This window comes from Marinomonas phaeophyticola (assembly GCF_026966905.1).
GTDB lineage: Bacteria > Pseudomonadota > Gammaproteobacteria > Pseudomonadales > Marinomonadaceae > Marinomonas > Marinomonas phaeophyticola.
The window spans coordinates 26,691-44,163 of the sequence record NZ_JAPUBN010000020.1 but is presented as its reverse complement, the minus strand read 5'-3'; the positions used below and the strand labels follow the sequence as shown (position 1 = coordinate 44,163).

Genomic DNA, 17,473 nt, shown 5'->3' with positions numbered 1-17,473 from the left:
ACCCTCACGCACTGAACTTATCGAGTAGCAGAAAAGCTCCGAGCAATAGCACAGGTTGCTTTTGAGTTTTTCTGTTTTTTTAACATCAACTCAGGTGTTGTACCCTTTAGTTGTTGAGCACCATATAAAGCCGCCGATTCTGCCACACCATAGACACCCACTACACTAAAAACATAGTCTGACCGACTATCTAGCAAAGGCTCCACCTTTCTTAACGATAAAGCATCCCAAGTGATAAATGGTTTTTGAAGTTTTTCACACAAATGAATTAAGTTCACCTCATTGGCTTTAATTGAAATACTATGGATACTGTCAATTTGATCAATTGTTAAATTAGCTTGAGACAAGCAATCTAAGAACAAGCTTTCTAGATAGTCTAACGGGCAATTACGTTCACATCCCATACCAACAGTGTATACAGGTTTTGTATAAGGCTTAGCCGTAGTAATCACACACTTCGAATGAAGTTTACCGCTGAGAGCCTCGGCCCAGTCATTCGCACCGCCCTCATGTCCAGATAGTAATGGAATAATAAACTCACCTTGTTCGTCCATTACTAGTACAGGTGGATCTCGAAATTTACTCTGCAGGACGGGCGCTAGCGTGCGAACAACAATCCCTGTTGCACAAATAAAGATCAGTCTTTCACCCTTTAAAAAAGCCTCTTGTACTTGCTTTTTAAAGGGTTGGGGCTTAAACCAGACACGGCCATCAACAAGGTCTTCATTAACAAGTTTGTTTGCGAGTAACAAACCTTGTTCTGTTAGAGCAATAATGCGAATCATAAGGGCCCGTTAAAACTAATTATTCACTCTAATTAGATTTTGATCGTTAGGGTTCATCACGCTTAAAAGCGGAGCGAGTAATTACAAATAAGGAAAAGTAAGGGCCTACTTCATCAGATAAGTTAGCCACATCCTTACAAATCAATTCATTTTCACGACCTATATACTCAAGATATTGCGCGTCTTCAATACGATCTGTTATTCGCAGTAAAGACAATATACGAGGCCGCTCACGCCCTGCCTTCATTATCACAACGGAATCATGTTGTGTTAATGCTTGCTCAATTTGAGCATCAGAATGTCGACCACTAACGACAGTAAAAGATTCTTTTTGCATGGTTAACGGGTGTTTTAGGGCTGAGGCCGCCGCATGAATGGACGAGACTCCAGGCACTACTTCACATTCATAAGAGTTTTCAAGCCGTTCCATTAAATACGCAAAAGAACCAAAGAATAAAGGGTCTCCTTCACATAAAAACACCACGTCTTGACCTTTATCCAATGCTTTTCGAATCGCAAATGCCCCGGCATCATAGGCTAAATTGGCGGAATTTCGATCCATCGACATGGGCATCATAATTCCAATATGATCTTGGTCATGATCAACGGACTCAAATGCTTCTACAGCGATGTCTTTTGCTTGAGATGACCCCTTAGCATTCGTTAAATAACTCACCGTCATGGCAGATTGGATACGCCTTAATGCTTTTAAGGTAATCAATTCAGGGTCACCTGGACCCACTCCGACACCAATAAAACGACCTTTAGGTTTTTTCATTTTTTCATGATACCCAACGGAATCCGATAAAGGCATAACTCGCTCAGTTTGTTGCTCCACAGGTTCAACACCTAAACTGGACTGTAGTGATGCGATGTCAGCTTGACTTAATTCAGATAAACACAACTCTGGCACAAAGATTCCTTATCGTTTACTAAACTTAAAAAGAGTCACAGGGAGAGAGGGTCGATAAACCCGTTGATTAGAAAGCTCTTCTTCTTTCGCTATAGAGAACTGTACAGACATTGTCTCCCCATGAGGTAAATTATGATGTCCTTGATAAGAACGTATTCTTTCCGCAAAGTCCAATAAAATGCGCTTAGAGTTTTCTGTAACCGCCGTTGCGACCAATATGCCATCCGAAGGTAATCGTTGCCAAGAAATATTCAGCACCTCATCCAGACGACCATCACTCCCACCAACAAACACCTTATTTGGATCGGGCAATTCGTGTAATCCTTCAGGTGCACTCGCAGGGACAACAGTCATGTTCGATACACCGAAGCGCTCTTTGTTAGCATGCAAACACGTTAGTCGCTCAGGATGATGCTCAATGGAATAAAGTTTAGCGGAGGCATTCCAATAACTAAGTTCAACGGAAACACCACCACACCCCGCGCCAACATCCCAAACAGTATCATTCTCATCCGTTTGCAAATAAGACAAAATCGCCACCCGCACATCACGTTTAGTAATCATGCCCTTCCCTTGGGCTTTATCGGTTATAAACTTGCGGTCTTCAATTCCGATAGAAGAGGGATAGAAGCTAATTTGCGAAGACGTTTCTAACACCACAATGTTTAACGCTGAGAAATCCACATTATCTTGTTTCGACAAAGATTCTGTGTCTTCCTTAGGCGGTAAATCAATTAACTCTTGAACAGAAAAAGATCGTACCCGTTGAGAGAGATAACCAAGATCTTCACACACAGTCAATAAGGATAAATCTAAACCTGAAAGTTGACACTCTTGAGCGATAGCAAGGGGATTACTTAATCCATCCGTCAATATGACTAGAGTCCTATTTGGCTGTAAATAACGCCTTAAATTTGTTAACGGCCGACCATGTAAACTAACTACTGTCACATCCTGGAGTGATAACCCCAAAGCATGACACGTCGCTTGTATACTGGAGATAGCAGGATAGAAGTGCAATTGAGATAAGTGAAACCTTTGACGAAACCAACGCCCAATTCCAAAAAACAAAGGGTCTCCAGAAGCTAATACAACTAGGCTTTGCACGCCCTCTTTTACGAGATCATCCATTACCTCAAGTAAGTTTTTTAAGCTTGGTAGAATCGTTACTTGGGCATCCGCGGTAAAGCGAGCCACGGTTTCTAATTGCCGTTCCGAACCCATAATACAATCAGCATCTAATAGCGCGATTTGCGCTTTCGAATTTAGAACCGCCTCTTGCTGAACACCTAGGCCAATAATATGAATCGTCAAATTGTGACGAGCAAGATCACCATTCACAATAAATGTATTCATCAATAGTACTCCCCTATATTACAACGTAATAAGGCATTACAAGTGGCTGATGTAACGGCACTCCCCCCAACGTCCCAATAAGGTAATGCATTCGATATCCAGTTCTCGATGCCGTTCCCATAAAGCCTCTTTAGATTCTGCTGCACCAACAAATCCAACTGGCATCCCGATAATTAGAGCAGGCTTTGGTGCACCTTGCTGAATCATTTCTAATAATCTGAATAACGCCGTTGGTGCATTCCCAATCACAACAACACTACCACCTAATGCCCCTTCCCAAAGAGTCAAGGCCGCCATAGAGCGTGTCTCGCCACGAGTTTTTGCTAATATAGGGGTACGTATATCATTTAGAAAGCACAATGGTTCTTTCTCTATCATACGCTTGGTAATACCTTGCTTAACCATTTCTACATCACATAAAATAGCGCAATTATTGGCTAATGCGATACGTCCGGACTGACAAGCATTTTGACTAAAACGTACGGCCTCTGACACGTCGGGCAATCCCATACTGTGTACGATACGCATCACTACTTGCTGCTCATCAAGAGAGAATTCAGACAATTTAGTCAGCTCACGTATTTGACGAAAACTCTCTTTCTCAATAGCCTGAGGATTAATTTCATAGGAAAAACTCATTGAGACCTTGCTCCCTCAAAAAAGTTATTAGGCGTACCAAAGGCATCAACGCAAGCTTTTACACAACTTTCCACATCATAAAACTCACGCTCTGCAGGTAATAAAATAGGACGGCGATGCAAAAACACCGGCAGCCCTTTATCTCTTGCGACCACCAACTTGGCATAAGTGGATTCACCACCACTATTTTTAGTAATAATGGCATCAATATTATACTGTTCTATGAGAGACCGTTCTTGCTCATAACTAAATGGACCGATGGCTTTTAACCAGGTTACATTCGCAGGAATATCAAATTTAGGAGCAACGGCTGTTCGCCAAAAAATACGCTCTATATTTGCTTGATCAGCCCAAGACCAAAGCCGCTCCGAGTCCACTTGACCCGCACTCAAAAGTGGCCTGTTAGTATTTTTTAAAATATCGGAGAGCTCTATATCACTCGCGTACTCGGTCCACTTATCCCCAGTTAAAGGCGTCCAAGCAGCCCTATCTAGACGCCAATAGGGAATATTCTGTTTTTTAGCGGCTAACACCGCTTTATTGCTCATATTTTGTGCATAAGGGTGGGTGATATCCACAATCGCGCGAATATTATTTTTTTCAATGTAATGGGATAACCCTCCTCGCTTAGAAAAGCCACCTACTAATAGAGCGCAGTCCACTTTTGGGACTCGAACCAGCCCAGCAATACTGTAAATAATTTTCAGACCGGCTTGATGTAAAGCGTCCGCGGCATAACGAGCATCGGCAGTACCGCCTAATAATAAAATTGTCATTCAATTTCCCGTATAACTTTAGCGGGTGACCCCACACAGACAGTGTTCGATGGCAAGTCTTTCGTAACGACACTACCTGCACCTATCACCACATTATTGCCGATAGTGACTCCAGGGCAAACCGTTACATTGGCTCCAAACCAAACGTCATTACCAATAGTAATGGCTTTTGCAAACTCTAAACCAGACGCCCGCTCAGTCGCATCAAGAGGATGCCCAGCTGTTGAGATCACCACGCCTGGAGCCAATAAACAATTATCTCCAAATGTGATCAATGCGGCATCTAATAAGGTACAGCCGTGATTTATATAAAACCCCTTGCCAAAGCGAATGTTATAACCATAATCACAGTGAAAAGGAGACTCTATCCAAGCCTCATCAGTCATGGAAAAAAGCGCTCTAATAATATCTTGGCGGGCAATTGTTTGAGTTGGAGAGGTTTGGTTAAGTTGAAAGCAGTGTTCTTTAGCCTGAATCCTGTCTTTGGTTAATTCAGCATCCCAAGGCATATACATTTCACCTGCGAGCATTTTTTCTTTTTCAGTTTTCATCATGGTTTGTTTTACCCTCTTTAGAAATACATGCTCTTTCAGGACCTACATAAGCTTGGCTCTGAGCATATCCAACGAATTGGCCTTTTCTGTCTATCGCAAAAACTTCAAGCTCCATATGTAATGGAATCCAACGACGAGCAAAGTCCACCGCATTAGCACAAATAGCATCGCCGAGAGGGATATTGTCTGCGACGCAAAAAGACAAGGCCTCCGTGGAGGTATTCGCTGCTCTCATTCTCTCTAACAGCGCTGTCGGAGCCCCCAAAGTTGACGCTAAATCAGCCAATGTATTGAGATCAATACTCGATGCTCGACTATTTAGATCCATATTGCCTGCCGCCAATTTAGTTATTTTGCCAAAACCACCACAAAAACTTATTTTACTAAGCTGAGGTTGTAAGCTCTCTACTTTTTTCACTTGCTTCAACACAGCACCGACAAAGTCTCCCATTTCAATAAGCGCCATATCAGGGAGTTCGTAATGAGCTTGTATCGCCGCTTCACTGGCATTTCCGGTCGTTGCCGCAATATGCACTATGCCATTTGCTTTCGCCACATCAATGCCTTGATGGATGGACGCAATATAGGCAGCACAAGAAAACGGCCTCACAATACCGGTTGTACCAAGAATGGATAAGCCCCCAAGGATACCTAAACGAGGGTTCATGGTTTTCAAAGCAATACTTTCACCATTCTCCACACCTACCGCCACAGAGAAACCGCCGAGATAGCGGTATTGCTTCGCGAGGGACTCAAGATGCTCTGTCATCATTTTTCTGGGAACGGGGTTAATTGCAGGCTCCCCCACGTCCAGTAACAACCCTGTACGAGTAACTGTACCCACGCCTTTTGCCGCAGAGAAATAGACACCTTGAGTATCTATTAGAGTCAGCTCAACAAAGACGGTTGCTCCATGAGTGGCATCAGGGTCATCTCCCGCATCTTTAATCGTCGCAGCTCTAACTGACTCCGTATTCGCGGCTAACTCGCCCTCAATAATAGAATCAATATTCAATTGAACAATTGACCCTTTTGGTAATAGCACTTCTACTTTCTTTAATGATTTTCCCGTAAATAACTTATTAGCCGCCGCCACACAACACGCCGTCGCACAACATCCCGTGGTTAAACCAGTACGTAAGGCGGCTGGTGTATCACTGCTTTCAGGCCACATTTAATTAATCACCTAACGATCAATCGATGCGGCGGATGAAAAAATCTTCGCAATCGCAGTAAGGTTCGAAGGAAAATATAAATGCAGATAACTGGCGGTTAACCCCTTACGTTGAAAAATAGGTTCACCTGGTGCGGAATGCCGCTGACGTCGCCCGTGGCCTATTGGCTCAGGAGTATTTTCACTTCGAGAACGATGGTGAGCGTGTGCCCTGACCTCCCCTTGCGGTAAACAAGCTGTTTGCATGCCTTGGCAACCACGTTTCCCCCGCATCGCACCTTGCCCCTCTAGAATACCGAGCATAGGGAAGGTTTGGCCCGTTAAGTCTGTTAAACTCTCCAAGCTATAAAGCAAACCACCACACTCAGCTAAAATAGGCTTATTTGCTTGATGGAAGACTCGAATGTCAATCAACATAGATTGGTTCTCAGACAGAGCTCGCGTATGCAATTCAGGATAACCTCCCGGGAGCCATAAAGCATCGACCTCTGGTAAATGCTTATCTTTTAACGGTGAGAAAAACACACAACGAGCGCCCAGAGACTCCAAAGCTAAGATGTTTGTATCGTAAATAAAACTAAACGCCGCATCTCTGGCAATACCAATCACTTTATCCGCTAATAAGGGCTCGGTTTTTTCGGTTTCAAGCATCACAGGATAAAACGCAATCGCCGTTGGCAAAGTTAATAAATCCGTATCTTGCGTGTCTTGTAGCCATTGAATCGCCTTATTAAAACGCGTTTCCAGTTCCTCTTTTACTTCAGCCGCTTGAACTAACCCTAGGTGACGCTCAGGCAAGCTTATCTCTTCATTTCTTTTTAAACTGGCCAGTAATGGCAAATTCTCAGGCAATGCATCCCGTATTAATTGTGCATGTCGTTCACTGCCACAACGATTCGCAATTAGGCCTGCTACGGTAACATCATCACGATAAGTCGCGAGCCCATGAGCAATCGCGGCGGCTGTTTGAGCCATACCTTTCACATCCATTACAATCACTAATGGAATACCAAAACGTGCCGCCAAATCGGCGCTTGAGGGCTCACCATCAAACATCCCCATGGCCCCTTCTACTAAAATCAAATCCGCATTTTTAGCGGCTTCATATAAGCTATTTTGGCAATATTCTTCGCCAGCCATCCACATATCCAATTGCTCAACTGGCTGTCCGGATGCCTGTGCGAGAATTTGTGGATCAAGATAGTCTGGGCCCGTTTTAAATACTCGAACGATTTTTCCCCGTTGAGAAAAGTAGCGGGCGAGTGCCGCTGTAATCGTTGTTTTACCTTGATTTGAGGCCGGCGCAGTTAAAAAGAGAGCGGGACAGTAAATAGGAGCAGCAACCGACATGAATTAAGCCTTTAATAAAAAATACTGGGCCCCAAGACAATGAGCAAGTTGCTCAGCGCGGCCACGTTTAACAGGAATCACTTCCGTGTCTAGGACACTGCAAGGTGAAAGAAAACGAGTCGATATGGACTCAAGTGACGTTCTACCGTCTGTCACTAAATACACATGACTTTGTAGCTCCGGTTGATTTCGTTGCCATCGGATTAGTTGTTCACTGGCTTTTACTAGTGCCATTTTTAAAGGAGTTCCTCCACCAGCTTGGATTTTGCTTAATTGAGCAGAAAGCTCTTTGGGTGCTCTCATTTTTGGCAACAGGGACACTACTTGGTTATTACCAAATCCTAAAATAGCAATTTCTTCACGTCGTAAATACGCGTGTTCGGCAATCGCTAAAATCGCTTCTTTTCCACGTTTTAAAAAAGCCTGTCCTACCGTCGATGCCGAAGTATCCAATAAAATGAAATGCAACATAGCTCGACCTAATTTACGAGATTGATAATGCAATTTCCTAGGAGGCCATTCATAAGGGCTTTTAATCACAGTCGTAAACCAATCAACACTATCCCCCTGACGCATTAAGTTAGGCCTTTGACCTCCGCTTGATAGCCCTTTTTCTTTACCTCCATAGTGCTTATCGCTAAAATTAAAAAACGGAGGCTTAAGCGTCTTCTTTGAAGACACAAATTCATTTTTGCTTGAACACTTTACTAATGTCTCACTTATAAAGCTCTGCACGTTCATTGACCCCCAATCTCCTTCTTTTTGATCCTGATCAGACTCGCCTTTTGGGGCAGTATTCATTGCTTTATGAGAATCCGCTGGACGTCTACTCGAAGCCGCTGAATCATTATGAGGAGGATTATGAGAACGATTTTCTGAAGGGGGTTGAGGTTGACCAGAAGACGGTGGCGTTTGACGCCTATGAGCCAATACCAGCTCTTCTACTTTGTCTACATCTTGAAGGCCCACTTGTGACGAACCACGCCACACACTGTGAGCCATAGCCGCACGAACCCAGACAATATCAGCACGTACACCATCTACTCTAGCCAAATGACAGCGTTGAGCTATTTCCATACGAATAGCATCACTGCATGTCACTTTTTTAAGCTGAGTACGTGCAACTTGAATACTTTGTCTTAAATTTTTCTGTTTAAAACGAAATGCCTCACAAAATACCACGGCATCATTATCAAATTTTTCCCTTAATTGCACGATCTGCATACGCTCATCAAGAGTATATTGATTCGTCAACTGAACCATTAAACCAAATCGGTCTTGCAGCTGTGGCCTAAGCTCGCCTTCATCCGGGTTCATTGTACCCACCAACAAAAAGCGAGCGTCATGCTCATGGCTAATACCATCTCTTTCAACGCGATTAACGCCACTCGCGGCTACATCTAATAACTGATCAACTAGATTGTCCGCCAATAAATTTACTTCATCTACATATAAGACACCACCATGAGCCTTACTTAATAACCCAGGATGAAACGCAACTTTTTTATCATTAAGTACCTGTTGTAGATCTAACGTCCCCAACAAACGCTCTTCACTTGCACCTAAAGGTAAAGTAGTAAACGCGGCATCAACACCACTGTCATCCTGAGGTAAAATACCGGCAATGCCTCTTGCCAAAGTAGATTTAGCGGACCCTCTAGGACCACTGACTAATACACCACCGATTAATGGATTTATAGCGGCTAGAATCAATGCTAATTTAAATTGATCTTGCCCAGCAACGGCGGAGAAAGGGAATTCTTTACGTTCAGAAACAGCCATTATGAACCTTTTACACTGCAGTTTTCATTGTTTGATGCGTTGGGATAACACAGTCAAAACCATCATGAGGTACAGTTTACCTGAGCTTAAGTAAATTGCCGAATAACATTATTCAAGACAAAGTTAATCTACTTCACTCACTTGATAAAAGCCAACAAGACAGTTCAATGAAAACCTCTAGCAACACCTATTGAATTAGCGAAACGTTCCCCCTCTTTTCCAAGGTTCCTTTTTAACCAGATTGCTTTTTAAAGAATCTGGTTTTTTTATTGATATCAAACTCGCTTAAATACTTAATAACCAATCGGCCCTCTCTTTAAATAAGCGAATAACAGAATTGAAAGAACGGTTTTATTATCTAATATAAAAGAACTATTGCTAAAGAATAAATCTGGTTTAATTCTAGACTTTACTATCTCAATGGGATTAGAGTTTAAGTCACTTTTTAAATCAAAGATTTCCATAAACATGCCATTTACAAAACAATTTCAATACGCTTTATCGCTTATGGAGCAAGGGCAACTTGATGCCGCGGAGGAGCTGTTACAATCTCTTACTAAGCAACACCCTAAACATATATTAATTCGTTTATATTTGGCTCAAGTTGCCATTACAAAAGGTGAAGGTGATGGTTATTTAGATGAATTAACGTCCATCATTACCCATTACCCACACATTGCAGATTCCCATTTTGTACTCGCCCAGCACTATCGACAAACAGGTAAATTGATTAAATCGGCTGAGTTTTTCTACAATGCATTGATGGCAAAATGGGCTTCCGAAAATCACGATGTTATTCATGAACAAAAGTTCAAAGAAAAGGATAAGATAAATCCACACTTTGATTCTGGTGCAGCCTTACACCTATTATGGCAAGTATTAGCGGCTTTTTATAAAGCTGGAATCTATGCTTTTCCAACAGCCGGAACCTTACTAGGTCTCGAACGTACAGAGAAGCTATTGCCCAACGATAAAGACATTGATATTGGTATTGACTGGTTACAAATGCCAAAAGCCATTGAACTTATAAAAGAAAACGGTTGGCGAGAAGTATCAAGATCCTATGATTTAATCAATCCGCGCTGCTTTCAGCATTCCTCTGGTATTGTTATCGATTTATGTGGTTTTGGCACAGAAGAAAAAAGCGGCAAAGCGATTTCTGGTTTATGGATGAAAAATGTTCCCTTCGAATGGAACCGAATTACTTACTTCCCAGCAATTCAGTTGGAAACGAGACCCTCCCCCAGCGGCTCAATCTATTATTTAAAAGAACCCAAGCCTTTCTTAGAGTCACTCTATGGTGAAGAGTGGAAAGAAGAAGATCCCTGGTTTGATACTATTATTTGCGCCAAAAATATGCCGGTCTTTTCTCCTCTAGCTCGCTGTTATGCTTACTCTCGTTTATATGCACATTGGGGCAAAAATAACATACAAAAATGCCTACGAATTTTGGAAACCCTAGTTCAAAAACAGCCAAACGATACTTTTTTAAGAAAGTTATTAACGCATTTTCAAAACAAGCTTAACCACACGACACTTACCGATTCCCCCTTAACATCAAAGAAAACTAAGGTTTTGGCTCTGGGCTATTTCGATTTATTTCATATCGGTCATATGAACTATTTGCATTATGCGAAAAAACAGGGAGACCACCTTACTGTCGGTATATCGCCCGATGAATTCAGTAAAATAACCAAGGGCTATCATCCTATTCTGACACAATCTGAACGCCGTCAGTTTATTGAGTCCTTAGATTTTGTCGACCAAACTGTCCTTGTAGCAGCGAGGATGGATGACACAGATAACGCGATAGAATGGATTCAAAGCTTAGAAGTTGATCTGGTTGTTTGTGGCGGTAATTGGAATAACTCCCCCGCTGGAATACATTAGAACCACGCTTAAACGCAATAGGTGTTCATGTTATTTATGCACCTGAAACCAAGGGAATCTCTAGTTCTCAGCTCAAGCAAAGAGTGATTAAGCAGCTCAATAATGAATAATGAATAAAAAATAAACATAACAAACGGCCCTGAATATTTAATACGGTCTAAAAAGAGGTTAACATTACTATGAAAATAGCCATATTAGACGACTATCAAGATGTGGTTCGACAGTTAGATTGCTTTACCCTATTAGCCGACCATGATGTAACCGTACTCACTGCTAGCTACTCCGAAGAAACGCTAATAGAGCAGTTACAACATGTAGAGGCTATCGTTTTAATTCGTGAGAGAACCCTGATAACGGAATCCCTTCTCGCTGGGCTTCCTCAATTAAAACTCATCAGTCAAACGGGCAAAGTCAGTAATCACATTGATGTTGAGCTTTGTAAAAAGTACGGTGTTGACGTAATTGAAGGTATTGGTTCGCCTGTCGCTCCATCAGAATTATGCTGGGCACTCATTATGTCAGCGTCTCGTCATATCCCCTCTTATGCAGACCGATTACAGCAAGGGCAATGGCAGCAATCAGGTATCCTAGGTTTAGGAAGAACACTGAATGGACTCACATTAGGTATTTGGGGGTATGGAAAAATCGGTCAACGCATTGCTCAGTATGCAAAAGCATTTGGGATGGAAGTACTCATATGGGGAAGAGAACCTTCAAGGAAGAAAGCCGTACAAGATGGTTTTTCCTCGGCGGTATCAAAAGACGCGTTTTTTACTGCATCGGATATTGTCACCTTACATTTGCGACTCAATGAAGTAACGAGAAGTTGTGTTACTCAATCCGATCTACGATCTATGAAAGCGGATTCTTTATTGGTAAATACCAGCCGAGCGGAATTAATAGAGAAAAATGCGCTCTTAGAGGAACTGACTCGAGTACAGACAAAGCGAGCCGCCATTGATGTTTATGATATCGAGCCGGCAACGCCAGCAATAGAGCCCCTAATTCAGCTAGAAAATGTCCTTGCCCTCCCCCATTTAGGATATGTGGAACACAATAGCTACCAACTCTATTTTAAGGTCGCCTTTGAGAATATCCTAAAGTATTTACAGGCCCAAAACCAAACTGAATAACAGAACATCTGAAAATTAAAAAGCCGAATAAGTACACATAATACTTATTCGGCTTTTGATTTAACTTGGAAGGACTTAACTTAGCCCGTTGTTCGACGCTTAACCTTTGATTTAGGTTTGGGTTTTCTTTTCACGGTACTTGGCGTACTACTCGAACTCGTATTAGCCGCTCTCCTTCTTTCTTCCGCTTCTTGTTTTCTTTTCGCTCTTTCTCTCGCTTCAATGTTTTCTCGGGTTGGTCGATTACTGGAATGTGACGCACCAGTTTGTTGTCCAGGCTTGGCTTTCACTGGTCGACGCCCCTGACGGTTATCGGCTTCTTCTGCAGGCACTAACTTATCTTTCCCGCTACCAATTAAATCTTCGCGTCCCATTTCTCTTAGGGTTTTACGTAAGGCAGGCCAGTTATTAGAATCATGATAACGTAAAAAGCCTTTTTGCGTTACACGCTGGGCCGCGTCTTTGGTGTTATGCACCATTTCACTTTTATAAGAAACTGGTTTCAATGGGTTTTTATTTGAATGATACATAGCGGTTGCCAATGACATAGGCGATGGATAAAACGTTTGCACTTGATCCGGTTTAAAGTCATTCTTCTTCAGCCACAATGCCAAATTCATCATGTCTTCATCATTACTGCCCGGATGCGCCGCAATAAAGTAAGGAATCAAGTACTGTTTTTTTCCGGCTTCTTTAGAATACTTTTCGAACATGCGTTTAAACGTATCATAAGTTCCCATACCTGGCTTCATCATTTTAGAAAGCGTGTCTTTCTCAGAGTGTTCTGGCGCAATTTTTAACAGGCCACCAACATGATGAGTCACTAACTCTCGTACATACTCAGGATCCTCTACAGCTAGGTCGTAACGTAACCCAGACGCAATAGAAACCGTGTGTACTCCTTCTACCGCACGCGTTTTACGATACAGCTCTGTAGTTGGGCTATGATCCGTATTTAGATTTTCACAAATAACAGGGAAGACACAAGACAACTTACGGCAAGACGCTTGTATTTCATCATCTTTACAGTTCAATGTGTACATATTTGAGGTTGGACCACCAAGATCCGAGATATGACCAGTAAAACCAGGCACTTTTGCTTTGATGTCTTCTATTTCACTCAAGATCGATTCGTGGGAACGACTTTGAATAACGCGACCTTCATGCTCCGTAATAGAACAGAAAGTACAGCCGCCAAAACAACCCCGCATAATATTTATGGAGGTTTTAATCATATCATAGGCTGGAATTCGCGCTTTCCCGTATTTAGGGTGCGGTACTCGGGCATAAGGTAAATCAAACACTCCGTCCATTTCTGGCGTTTCTAGTGGAATTGGCGGTGGATTAACCCAAATCTCTTTTTTCCCGTGCTTTTGAATTAACGCTCGAGCATTATGAGGATTAGACTCTAAATGCAAAATTCGCGATGTATGGGCATATAGAACAGGATCTTTCGAAACTTTTTCAAAAGACGGTAAACGTACATAGGTTTTGGCTGGGTCTAATTTATTACCACGACGCAAAGGAGCTGGAATAACTCGAATAGGCATCACATCCGAATCTTCTTCACCATCTTGGCATTTCCCTTCAGGAATGTATTCATAGGGACTGTAAATTTTTTCAACTTTGCCTGGCCAGTCAACGCGGGTCGAATCTATCTCAGTGTAGCCTCCTGGAGGGGCATTACGGATAATCGTTGTGCCACGGATGTCGGTTAATTCAGACATTTTGCGGCCATTCGCGATGGCGTGCGTGACCTCGACCATGGCTCGCTCAGCATTACCGTATAGTAATATATCCGCTGTTGAGTCAATGAGCACAGAACGACGAACTTCATCACTCCAATAATCATATTGTGCAATACGACGTAAGCTGGCTTCAATACCACCTATCATGACAGGTACTTTATGGAAGGCTTCTTTACAGCGTTGAGAATAAACAATAACAGCACGGTCAGGACGTTTGCCTCCTGCACCATAAGGCGTGTAAGCATCATCGTTACGCACTTTTAAGTCTGCTGTATAACGGTTAATCATGGAGTCCATGTTACCCGCAGTAATACCAAAGAAAAGGTTCGGTTCACCTAAACGCTTAAAGTCTTCTGCACTACGCCAATCCGGCTGATCAATAATACCTACTCGATAACCATGTCGCTCCAATAAACGACCCATTACGGCCATACCGAAGCTTGGATGATCAACATAGGCATCACCCGTTACGATAATTACATCACAGCTGTCCCAACCTAATTGATCCATTTCTTCTCGTGAAGTCGGTAGAAATGGTGACACACCGTAGCACTCAGCCCAGTATTGTGGGTATGAGAATAGATCAGGGGCTGTTTTGTGTTTTTTTATCATGATTTTGCTCTTGATGGGCTTACCAGAATAAGCGGTAACAAATAGATGTTTAGATTAGATGAATACCAAGCATTATCCCAGAAAAACACTCAGGTATACAGCATTCCTCTTAAGATAAGCAAATAACAAGACGTTCTTACTTAGTCGTCTAGAATTTTCGTTTCCCAGAATAGAACCATCTAATTGAGTCGATAAAAACTTGTTTACACATTTAATGACTTATTGAATGCTTCAATAGACACAAAAAGCCCCCATTAACAGAGTAAGTTTCACTATTCTGTACCATACTAGGGTGATTTTTTTATTTGTAAGGCTTTGTGACCTTCTACAACTAACCGTTTTTCAAGGAGTTTATATTCATGAATTTTAGTTATTCTAATAAGACCCAGATCCAATTTGGCGAAAACAGCATTTCGAGCATTGAAACTTTGATTCCCACCGATAAAAAAGTATTGGTTATCTATGGCGGGGGCTCAATTAAAAGTAACGGTGTTTACGACCAAGTAAGTAACGCTTTAAAAAATCATGTCTGGCTTGAGTTTTCTGGCGTTGAATCAAATCCGACTATTGAAACACTTGATAAGGCTGTTGCCTTGGCTCGTAATGAAAATGCCGATTTTATTCTTGCTGTCGGTGGAGGTTCCGTAATTGATGGCAGTAAGTACGTTGCGGCAGCTATTTGTTATGATGGCGAAGGCTGGGATATATTGACAGGGAAACATCAAGTAACAAAAGCCATTCCTCTAGGCACTATCCTAACGCTACCTGCCACTGGGTCTGAATCCAATGCAGCGGCCGTCATTACTAAAAAATCAACTCAAGATAAATTGGCATTTATGAATCCAAACGTCTTACCCGTTTTTGCAGTACTCGATCCAAATGTAATCAAAACGTTACCAGAGAGACAATTAATCAATGGCATAGTGGATGCTTTTGTTCATGTGTGTGAACAATACTTAACCATCAAAACAGACTCATGGGTACAGGAAGGCTATGCGGAAGTTCTGCTTCGTAGTCTAATTAGGTTAGCAAAAGATTACCAACATAGAGATTCATCCAAATGGCGTAATAACCTTATGTGGACAGCAAATCAGGCCTTAAATGGATTAATTGGAACAGGAGGTCCGCAAGATTGGGCTACCCATATGATTGGTCATGAACTCACGGCTCACTATGGTGTAGACCATGCTCGCACCCTTGCTTTAGTACAACCATCACTTCTGCGTAACCAAATTGAAGTAAAGAAAGATAAGTTAGAACAAATGGGAGCAAATGTCTTTGATTTACCTGAGTCTGATACCCTAGCGCTAGATACCGTCGATGCAATTGAAGCCTTATATAACTCATTAGGTGTGGCCACTCATTTAAAAGATGCGAATATCGATGCCGTCGAAGCTATCCCAACCATCCTTAATTCCCTCGAAAAACATGGAGCAGTAGCATTGGGAGAACATCAAGCCATCACATTAAAAGTCACTCAAGCCATTCTGGAAAGCGCCGCTTAAATAACAAAATGCATACGCCTCTTATATTATACAAGAGGCGTTTTCTTAGTTTTTTCACTTACTTCATTCCAATGTATTAATAGAATAATACCTACTGACATCCTTTTGTTGTTACAAATAAGTTCCTGATTATTACTAAACAATAGGACGAGACAATGAAAAATAAAAAAATCCTGATGATTACCGGTGATTTCACTGAAGACTATGAAACTATGGTGCCTTTTCAAGCCCTGCTTGCCAATGGCTATCAAGTGGATGCGGTTTGTCCTGATAAAAAAGCTGGAGAAAGTGTCAAAACAGCCATTCATGACTTTGAAGGTGATCAAACTTATAGCGAAAAAGTAGGTCATAACTTTGCATTGAATGCCACCTTTGATGAAATTGACCCTCAGGATTATGATGCATTAGTGATTCCTGGTGGCAGAGCCCCTGAGTATTTACGACTCAACCCAACCGTCTTATCACACATTCGTCATTTTTTTGATGCCAATAAGCCCGTAGCGGCCGTCTGCCATGGCGCTCAACTACTAAGTGCCGCGGGAGTATTGAAAGGCAGAACCTGCTCTGCTTATCCTGCCTGTCGATATGAAGTCGAAGCAGCACAGGGCAAATACGCAGATATTCCTGTTGATCAAGCCATTACTGATGGCAACTTAGTAACCGCCCCTGCTTGGCCAGCACACCCTGCTTGGCTATCTCAGCTCTACATCCTTTTAGAAGCCTAATATTTGTTAGGGACATAACATCATCTAATTAAGGTAATAGCGTTAATAGACTTTTTATTTAAATTTGTCAAAAGGACGCTATTACCTTTACACTCTTCATAATCCTATAAATAGTTTATAAAACAGCCAAGTAGTCACACTAAAACAATAAGAGGCTTCGATATGTGCAAACTTTTTATTAATGCCGACCCTGAGTTATGGGGAAGTTCAACCAGATCCTTACGTATTGATGGAATGGTGACCAGTATTCGACTTGAAAATTCCTTTTGGACAATTCTCGAAGAAATTGCATCCCGAGACGAAATGAACATTCCCCAAATGGTGACTAGGCTTTATCATGAGTCGATTGACGCAGGCCATGATTTAGGTAACTTCACCTCGTTCTTGCGTGTATGTGCAATGCGCTATCTCTCTTTACAGAAAAATGGCGATATTCCTATGAATGCACATACCCCCATTAATTCTCTTAACGCCGATACCATTTTGAAAAATGAAGCTCAACGTAAGCTAAACTACCACGCCAAACATTAA

Annotated in this window: 14 protein-coding genes and 1 pseudogene; 5 read left to right on the top strand and 10 right to left on the bottom strand. The window is 42.0% G+C overall.

Going from position 1 to position 17,473, the window contains the following annotated elements; genetic code table 11:
• Positions 1–17: 17 nt before the first annotated feature.
• The 9 genes and pseudogenes from O1D97_RS16390 to O1D97_RS16350 all read right to left on the bottom strand — a co-directional run bounded on the left by O1D97_RS16390 (position 18) and on the right by O1D97_RS16350 (position 9,329).
• The gene (locus O1D97_RS16390; RefSeq protein ID WP_269127241.1) at positions 18–785 is read right to left on the bottom strand and encodes a cobalamin biosynthesis protein; all 768 of its coding nucleotides are present in this window, start codon (positions 783–785) and stop codon (positions 18–20) included.
• Between the two features lie 46 nt (positions 786–831).
• Positions 832–1,563, bottom strand: coding sequence for a precorrin-2 C(20)-methyltransferase (gene cobI / locus O1D97_RS16385; protein ID WP_269127427.1), 732 nt, complete (start codon positions 1,561–1,563; stop codon positions 832–834).
• Positions 1,564–1,707: 144 nt separating this feature from the next.
• Positions 1,708–3,054, bottom strand: coding sequence for a precorrin-6y C5,15-methyltransferase (decarboxylating) subunit CbiE (gene cbiE / locus O1D97_RS16380; RefSeq protein ID WP_269127240.1), 1,347 nt, complete (start codon positions 3,052–3,054; stop codon positions 1,708–1,710).
• Positions 3,054–3,693, bottom strand: a pseudogene (locus tag O1D97_RS16375) (precorrin-8X methylmutase). Before O1D97_RS16375 ends, cbiE begins: the two are co-directional and overlap by 1 nt.
• Entirely contained in the window at positions 3,690–4,469 is a 780-nt protein-coding gene (locus O1D97_RS16370) for a precorrin-6A/cobalt-precorrin-6A reductase (RefSeq protein WP_269127239.1), read from the bottom strand. The pseudogene O1D97_RS16375 and the gene O1D97_RS16370 overlap by 4 nt, the downstream one beginning before the upstream one ends.
• Positions 4,466–5,023 carry a sugar O-acetyltransferase gene (locus O1D97_RS16365; protein WP_330221501.1) on the bottom strand — a complete coding sequence of 186 codons (558 nt, stop codon included), beginning with the start codon at positions 5,021–5,023 and terminating at the stop codon, positions 4,466–4,468. Before O1D97_RS16365 ends, O1D97_RS16370 begins: the two co-directional genes overlap by 4 nt.
• Positions 5,010–6,197 (bottom strand): cobalt-precorrin-5B (C(1))-methyltransferase, encoded by a 1,188-nt coding sequence (locus O1D97_RS16360; RefSeq protein ID WP_269127238.1) that lies wholly within the window; start codon positions 6,195–6,197, stop codon positions 5,010–5,012. The genes O1D97_RS16365 and O1D97_RS16360 overlap by 14 nt, the downstream gene beginning before the upstream one ends.
• A gap of 12 nt (positions 6,198–6,209) precedes the next feature.
• Positions 6,210–7,547, bottom strand: a complete 1,338-nt coding sequence (locus tag O1D97_RS16355; RefSeq protein WP_269127237.1) for a cobyrinic acid a,c-diamide synthase CobB — start codon at positions 7,545–7,547, stop codon at positions 6,210–6,212.
• A 3-nt stretch (positions 7,548–7,550) separates the two neighbouring features.
• On the bottom strand, positions 7,551–9,329 hold the full coding sequence (locus tag O1D97_RS16350; RefSeq protein ID WP_269127236.1) for an ATP-binding protein: 1,779 nt from the start codon (positions 9,327–9,329) through the stop codon (positions 7,551–7,553).
• Between the two features lie 468 nt (positions 9,330–9,797).
• Here O1D97_RS16350 and O1D97_RS16345 point away from each other — a divergent pair, with 468 nt between their 5' ends.
• The gene (locus O1D97_RS16345) at positions 9,798–11,219 is read left to right on the top strand and encodes an adenylyltransferase/cytidyltransferase family protein (RefSeq protein WP_269127235.1); all 1,422 of its coding nucleotides are present in this window, start codon (positions 9,798–9,800) and stop codon (positions 11,217–11,219) included.
• Positions 11,220–11,398: 179 nt separating this feature from the next.
• On the top strand, positions 11,399–12,352 hold the full coding sequence (locus O1D97_RS16340) for a D-2-hydroxyacid dehydrogenase family protein (RefSeq protein ID WP_269127234.1): 954 nt from the start codon (positions 11,399–11,401) through the stop codon (positions 12,350–12,352).
• Between the two features lie 80 nt (positions 12,353–12,432).
• On the opposite strand, the gene O1D97_RS16335 is transcribed toward O1D97_RS16340, so the two are convergent.
• The gene (locus O1D97_RS16335; RefSeq protein ID WP_269127233.1) at positions 12,433–14,712 is read right to left on the bottom strand and encodes a YgiQ family radical SAM protein; all 2,280 of its coding nucleotides are present in this window, start codon (positions 14,710–14,712) and stop codon (positions 12,433–12,435) included.
• Between the two features lie 359 nt (positions 14,713–15,071).
• Between O1D97_RS16335 and O1D97_RS16330 the strand changes: the two genes are divergently transcribed.
• From O1D97_RS16330 to O1D97_RS16320, 3 genes are all read left to right on the top strand, one after another.
• Positions 15,072–16,217: an iron-containing alcohol dehydrogenase gene (locus tag O1D97_RS16330; RefSeq protein WP_269127232.1), complete on the top strand. Its 1,146-nt coding sequence runs from the start codon at positions 15,072–15,074 to the stop codon at positions 16,215–16,217.
• A 155-nt stretch (positions 16,218–16,372) separates the two neighbouring features.
• Complete coding sequence (locus tag O1D97_RS16325) at positions 16,373–16,942, top strand: DJ-1/PfpI family protein (protein WP_269127231.1); 570 nt, start codon at positions 16,373–16,375, stop codon at positions 16,940–16,942.
• Positions 16,943–17,104: 162 nt separating this feature from the next.
• The gene (locus O1D97_RS16320) at positions 17,105–17,473 is read left to right on the top strand and encodes a ribbon-helix-helix domain-containing protein (RefSeq protein WP_269127230.1); all 369 of its coding nucleotides are present in this window, start codon (positions 17,105–17,107) and stop codon (positions 17,471–17,473) included.